Source organism: Nodosilinea sp. P-1105, assembly GCF_012911975.1.
Classification (GTDB): Bacteria; Cyanobacteriota; Cyanobacteriia; order Phormidesmidales; family Phormidesmidaceae; genus Nodosilinea.
Genome location: NZ_SMDQ01000122.1, coordinates 1 through 6,303 on the forward strand (window position 1 = coordinate 1; position 6,303 = coordinate 6,303).

Below are 6,303 nucleotides of genomic sequence, written 5' to 3' on the forward strand. Positions count from 1 at the left end.
AAGTCTGCTAAAGCAGACTGGGGAACTCGGCTCCCAATCCTCTTCAGAGGATTTCGGCTTTGAGCCTTGGACTTCTAGTCCTTGGCTCAGCGGCCAATCCGAGGGATCGACCCCTAAATCTGCCTCACCTTGACAGGGCTGGCCGAGCCCACCCTACCCTAGTGCTGGTCGGTGGATAACGTTGGGAACTTCTTTCCTAGAGATCTCCTAACCGCTTGCGAGTGCCATGGTTATTTTGGCTGCTCTATGGTGGTGACGAGCGAAGGTTAGCTTTGTCTCAGTTTATCGCGACTGGTCGAGCGCCAGGTGCCAGCAGGTGATCCCTATCACTCCTACCCCTTCTTAGCTCGGATGGCAGCTAGCGATTGACGAGAACTTACTGTGTCTGGATGATCATCATGCAATGCTTCCAATCGCCCTTCATATCGCCCTTCATTACGAGTTATGGCTCAAGCCAGTCTTGGCCCTATTTCAAGCTAGGGTTAGACAGCACAAGCGACACGTAACTCCCAGAGACTCCGCTCAAGAGGCGCTTACGCTACACAGCCCCATTCTCTACAGTTTCCTAAGTAGGATATTCCAGACAATAACGCATCAGACCCTAAACATCTGCCCCAAAAAGCAATCAAGAGGTCTTCCATGCCTGTGAGCCCGTTCATCACTAGAAAAAGTCAGGTTTCCTTCATTTTTTTGGTTCCCTTTCTCTTGATCACCTTTGGATTAGCCTGGGGAATTGTGGCCCTCTTCATCTTTTTCCCTCAGCAAATGAGTGGAATGTTTGGTGAATTGACCGGGCAACATCCCCTCTTCTTTTTGGCGGTTTATGCCCCTGCGATCGCAGCATTCATAATTGTCTTGCAAAGAGGCGGACGAAGAGGTCTACAGCAGTATTTCAGCCGCTTGTTACTCTGGCGCTGTTCCGTACCTTGGTATGTCTTTCTAGCCATCGGGATTCCGCTAATTTTTTACACCGCCTCGGCCCTCCAGGGAGATCTGTTGAGAGATCCCTTTCCGTTTGATTCCGGTCAGGCCTTAATCACAGCATCCCTATTGATGGCTATCAAAGGTCCGATAGAAGAGTTTGGCTGGCGAGGCTTTGCGCTGCCGCTCCTCCAATGCCGATTTACGCCCCTAGGAGCTGGATTAATTCTAGGGGTGATCTGGGGCATTTGGCACGTGCCTGCTTTCTTACTCAGTGGATTGCCCCAGGGGTCTTGGTCCTTTATGCCCTTCTTTGCCGGCTCAGTGGCCGTCAGCGTTATTATGACGTCTCTGTATAACGCCTCACGGGGCAGCCTCTTGTTAGCTATTTTGTTTCATTTTCAGCTGATCAATCCCCTCTGGCCTGACGCCCAACCCCTCGATATGGCCTTATTTGTTGTGGCTGCTGGGCTAATCGTTTGGCTAGACCGAAACGCCATGTTGACGAAAAAGCAAGCCGTCACCGAGGTCATTCCCTAGCCACCAGTCCTGGCTGCAGCAGCCTGATGGCTACACGAACCAAAACTGGTTTGAAGCGCCCTACACTCAAGCTTAGGGCCAACACCCACTGCGGCAGGCCTCCGTCAGCAAGTGGCGCAACAACGCTCGCTCGATGCCGCTCCGATAGTCAGGATGCACCCTAATGCCTATCTCTGGAATCGCCGCATCCACAAAGCCATAGGAGTAAAAGTTCTCAGTCCAGAAACGATACCAGGTAGCCCCCACCGGCTGCCCCTGGCATTCGGCAATCACTGCGCGATCGCCCGGTCGGCCCCAAACTCCGGATGCTCTCGAAATGCCTCAAAGGCAGGCCGTTCGTAGGTGGGATTCCAAAAGAACGCTTCAAACAGCATTGATTCAACCACGGGGAAATCCGTTGGGGTGGCCAAACGGGTGGAGAATTGTGGATTAACCATAAGCCTGGAATACAAGCAACAAAATGTTACCGGAGCAGAAGCCTGTCCCCGCAAGCATCATGCCCCATGCCTCTCCACCATCGCTAACGATAGCTTGATCGTATAGTTCACTTGCACTATATTGGCGTCATTGGTCATGCTTAATTTCCGTCCACCCTTCCCCACAGGAGCGGGGTATGAGTGCTCAAGTCTCCCCCAGTGCCGCCTATAAGCCCGATCGCTACTCCACCATTTCGCCCTATCTGGTCGTCGATGGGGCCGATCGCACCATCCAATTTCTCACCGACATCTTTGGGGCCACCGAGCTCCGCCGCTTTACCGACCCCCAGGGCCAGATCATCCACGCCGAAGTACGCCTCGACGACAGCGTGATCATGCTGGGGGATCAGGCCGATGGCTGGCCTGCCCGCCCGGCCAATGTTCACGTCTATGTGCCCGATGTCGATGCTACCTATCAAAACGCCCTCGCCTGGGGGGCGACCTCTGTGCAGGTTCCCAGTCAAAAGGATGACGAGGACAAGCGGGGTGGGGTCACCGACCCCGGTGGCACCACCTGGTGGATAGCCACCAACGTCAAGTAACTGGTAAAACCATCATGGACACCCCTAGTATCATTTCCCACCTGTCCCTGGGCACCAATGACTTCGAGCGGGCCGTCGCCTTCTACGATCGCGTCCTGCCCACCCTGGGCTGCCAGTGCATTATGCGGGAACCAGGGGCGATCGCCTATGGCAAGCAACTGCCCGAGTTCTGGATTAATACCCCGATCGATGGCCAGCCCGCCACCGTGGGCAATGGCACCCATGTGGGGTTCATCGCCCCCAGCAAAGAAGCTGTTCACGCCTTTTATGAAGCGGCCTTGGCGGCGGGTGCTCAGGATGAAGGGCCCCCCGGTCCCCGTCCCGACTATGGCGAGCCTTACTACGGCTGCTTTGTGCGCGACCCCGATGGCCACAAAATTGAAGCCACCTACTGGGATATGGATCTGATTCAGGCTCAGTACCTGAATCCTGATGCTGGGGAATAGGGGTGTAGCTGCCAACCCCAAAGACCTTCTCCTCAACCGGACGCCTTTGGCTCCTGGGTGGTCAGGAATGTTAGCACTTCGTCAATCCAGTCGATCCAGTCTTGTTCGTAGCGCATGCCCCGGCGCAGGGTGAGATAGCGAAACTGCTCGATCGGGGGTAGGTCAGCGTGGGCGATGTCCCCTCTAGCGGGAATCGCCCCATACAAGCATTCCTTGGTCTGATAGTTGGCTAGCCGCTGACTGTGGAGTTGACGACGGCGGTGCAACTCCTGCACCAGCAACCCATCGGGCACATAGGGAGCCGCCAACACCTTGACCAGCAGATCTTCGCGGATGGGGGTGGGTTCGCTGGGTTCCGCGTACCAGCGGCAGAGTTCGGCGGTGCCTGCCTCGGTGATGCTGTAGATCTTTTTGTCCGGTTTGCCCGCCTGGGGCACGGTTTCGTAGGTAACCCAGCCTTGACCCTCCATTTTGCTCAGCTCGCGGTAGATCTGTTGCTGGCTGGCCTGCCAGAAGCAACTGACGCCTTCTTCAAAGCGCTTGCTGATGTCGTAGCCGCTGTAGGGCTGCTGGGACAAAACCGCCAAAATTGTGTGGGACAGGGCCATAGGGAGACGAATCAGGAACGCTGTTGACATACTCAACTATTTGAGTATACGCTTTGGACGTACTATTCAACATTTTGAATATCCATTAATTGAATATCTACTGGTTGTATATCTGCTAGACGGATAAGTCGTTGGAGGGTTCATACGCCAACGTTTCAGATGGTTTTTGTCCTTGATTTTAGAAAGGTGCCGTTATGGCAGACGCCTCTGCTGCTGTGGATCGGATTGAAACCAAGCCTCGACCGACTGAGGCCCCGTCACAATCGTCAAAGCCGCAAAGACGACGCTGGTGGCTGGTGCCCTTGGCAGCGGTACCCCTGGCAGTGGGGGTAGGACTGCGCCAGTTGAGCCAGTCTCCAGAAGCTGCGACGACAGCGGCCTCGCTCCCGGTGGAAGTGGTAGCGCTCACCGCTGTGGACGCCTACACCGTGGAGCGCCAGTATGCGGGCGAAATTGTGGCCCAACGCCGCAGCGCCCTGGGGTTTGAGCAGGGAGGAACGGTGGTCGAGATCCTGGTGCAGGAGGGCGATCGCATCTCTGCCGGTCAACCCCTAGCCCGTCTGGACAGCCGCAGCTTAGCTAGCCAACGGCAGCAATTAATCGCCCAGCGGGATCAGGCTGTGGCCACCCTGAATGAATTGCAGAACGGCCCCCGCCAACAGTCTGTTGCCGCCGCCCAGGCCGCCGTAGGGGATCTAGAACAGCAGTTGGCGCTGTCAGTGGCCCAGCGCGATCGCCGTACCGACCTTTACGACCGGGGCGCGATCTCCCGTGAAGAGCTGGATCAGCAGACCTTTGGCACCGGCGCACTGGAAAACCGCCTGGCCCAGGCCCAAAGCGAACTGGATGAACTGTTGGCGGGAACTCGCCCGGAACAGATTGCTGCCCAGACAGCCCGCATCCGCCAGCTTGACGCCAGCATTCAGGCGGTGGATGTAGACCTGGCCAAATCCACCATCACGGCCCCTTTTGCCGGGCGCATCAGTCAACGGCTGGTGGATGAGGGCGTTGTCGTCAGCGGCGGTCAGCCAGTAGTGCAGCTGAGCGAGGGCAACGCCACTGAGGCTCGGATTGGTATTCCGGCGGATGTGGCTGACCGTCTTCCCTTGGGCAGTGCTCAAACGGTGACGGTGGGAGAACAGCCCTTCTCCGCCACCGTCACCGCCCTGCTGCCAGAACTAGAGTCCACCAGCCGCACGGTAACAGCAGTGCTGACCTTGAATACGGCGGAAGAGCTAACCCTGGGCCAAACGGCCCGGCTGGTGCTCACCAACACCCAGCCCGTCAGTGGGTTCTGGCTACCCTCGACGGCCCTAGTGCAGGGAGAGCAGGGACTGTGGTCGGTGTATGTGGCGGCAGGCGATCGCATTTCTGAAGCCACCGTGACCCGTCAGCTAGTGGAGGTTCTGCACACCGAAGGCGACCAAGTGCTGGTGCAGGGGCTGGTAGAAGCAGGCGATCGCATCATCACCAGCGGCACCCATCGCGTCGTCCCCGGCCAGACCGTTAGCGTTCCCGACTAAGGGCACCGCGCCTTTGCCCGCCAGCAACGACCTATTCCTTCTTTTCCTTCTATAAGAGACCTATCCCCATGCAAGCATTTGTCACTGGTAGCACCGGACTTCTGGGTAGCAACCTGGTAAGAGAACTGGTTGAGCAGGGCTACTCCGTCAAGGCCCTAGTGCGCTCTCTGGATAAAGCTAAATTTTTGATGGGCAATTTGCCTCGGGTGCAGTTTATTCAAGGCGACTTGCAGAACATTGCCGATTTTTCCCACCAGCTCCAAGGCTGCGACGTACTGTTTCACACCGCCGCCTACTTTCGCGAGTCCTACGGCTCGGGTAACCACTGGCCGATGTTGCAGCGGTTAAATATCGACGCCACCCTGGAACTGTTGGAGGCAGCAGAGACGGCAAAGGTTTTCAAGACTATCTATGTCAGTTCCTCGGGCTGTATTGGTCTCAACCCCGACGGCTCTCCCGGTACTGAAACTACCCCACCTGGCCCGATCGCCTACGACAACCTCTACTTCAAAAGCAAGCTGATGGCCGAGGCGGCGGTGATCGACTTTACCCAGACCCACGCTATGCCCGTGGTGATGATCTGCCCCGGTGCCATGCTCGGCCCCCAAGACGCTGCGCCGACAGAGCTGGGTCAGTTTGTGCTCAACTTTCTGCACCGCAAAATTCCGGCCCGGCCTGCCGGGGGCATGCCCTGTGTGGATGTGCGCGACGTGGCGACGGCCATGGTGAACGCGGTTACCCAAGGGCGATCGGGCCAGCGCTACCTGATCGGTGGCAAGTACTACTCCATGGCTGACCTGATGGGCCACCTAGAGACCGTCAGCGGCGTGCCTGCCCCCAAGCTCAAGCTGCCGGGTTTTGCCATGGGAATTTTGGCCGTTGTCTCCACCTGGATAGGGCAACTCAGAGGGCAAAAGTCTGAGATCCCCATCGAAGGGGTGAAGATCATGCTCGCCACCCTGGCCTACGACTCCACCAAAGCCCAGCAAGAGCTAGGAATCCAGTTTCGCCCCTTGGACGAATCACTCCACGACATGGTCACCTGGTACCGCCAGGCCAATTATTTATAACGCCTTAGCCCTGTCAAGATCGCTGAACTCTTCCCGAAACGCCGGTAAGTTAAAGGACTTCGGCCACAACCACTGAACCTCCAAGGCTCAGCCGTCAATCTCAGGAACCCCGCCCACCCCCCCATCCCCCCATCTCCCCATCCCCCACTCCCCATCCCCCCACTCCCCCACTCCCCA

The 6,303-nt window shown here is 57.2% G+C and carries 8 protein-coding genes; 5 read left to right on the forward strand and 3 right to left on the reverse strand.

What is annotated here, in order from left to right:
• Positions 1 to 690 precede the first annotated feature (690 nt).
• Complete coding sequence (locus E1H13_RS25930; RefSeq protein ID WP_240966870.1) at positions 691 to 1,461, forward strand: CPBP family intramembrane glutamic endopeptidase; 771 nt, start codon at positions 691 to 693, stop codon at positions 1,459 to 1,461.
• 72 nt (positions 1,462 to 1,533) lie between these two features.
• Here the strand turns inward: E1H13_RS25930 and E1H13_RS25935 are convergent, their stop codons facing one another.
• Together E1H13_RS25935 and E1H13_RS25940 are read right to left on the reverse strand one after the other, a co-directional pair.
• Positions 1,534 to 1,734: a GNAT family N-acetyltransferase gene (locus E1H13_RS25935; protein WP_169617858.1), complete on the reverse strand. Its 201-nt coding sequence runs from the start codon at positions 1,732 to 1,734 to the stop codon at positions 1,534 to 1,536.
• Positions 1,731 to 1,898: a hypothetical protein gene (locus E1H13_RS25940; protein WP_169617859.1), complete on the reverse strand. Its 168-nt coding sequence runs from the start codon at positions 1,896 to 1,898 to the stop codon at positions 1,731 to 1,733. The genes E1H13_RS25935 and E1H13_RS25940 overlap by 4 nt, the downstream gene beginning before the upstream one ends.
• Before the next feature lie 176 nt (positions 1,899 to 2,074).
• On the opposite strand from E1H13_RS25940, the gene E1H13_RS25945 reads away from it, so the two are divergent.
• A complete protein-coding gene (locus E1H13_RS25945; RefSeq protein WP_169617860.1) occupies positions 2,075 to 2,479 on the forward strand; it encodes a VOC family protein in 405 nt (134 codons plus the stop codon).
• Positions 2,480 to 2,493: 14 nt separating this feature from the next.
• Entirely contained in the window at positions 2,494 to 2,925 is a 432-nt protein-coding gene (locus E1H13_RS25950; protein ID WP_206071104.1) for a VOC family protein, read from the forward strand.
• Between the two features lie 32 nt (positions 2,926 to 2,957).
• Here E1H13_RS25950 and E1H13_RS25955 read toward each other — a convergent pair whose 3' ends face one another.
• Positions 2,958 to 3,533 carry a PadR family transcriptional regulator gene (locus E1H13_RS25955; RefSeq protein WP_169617864.1) on the reverse strand — a complete coding sequence of 192 codons (576 nt, stop codon included), beginning with the start codon at positions 3,531 to 3,533 and terminating at the stop codon, positions 2,958 to 2,960.
• 194 nt (positions 3,534 to 3,727) lie between these two features.
• Between E1H13_RS25955 and E1H13_RS25960 the strand changes: the two genes are divergently transcribed.
• Together E1H13_RS25960 and E1H13_RS25965 are read left to right on the forward strand one after the other, a co-directional pair.
• Positions 3,728 to 5,056, forward strand: coding sequence for an efflux RND transporter periplasmic adaptor subunit (locus E1H13_RS25960; protein WP_169617861.1), 1,329 nt, complete (start codon positions 3,728 to 3,730; stop codon positions 5,054 to 5,056).
• A gap of 68 nt (positions 5,057 to 5,124) precedes the next feature.
• Positions 5,125 to 6,126 carry an SDR family oxidoreductase gene (locus E1H13_RS25965; RefSeq protein WP_169617862.1) on the forward strand — a complete coding sequence of 334 codons (1,002 nt, stop codon included), beginning with the start codon at positions 5,125 to 5,127 and terminating at the stop codon, positions 6,124 to 6,126.
• Positions 6,127 to 6,303: the final 177 nt, after the last annotated feature.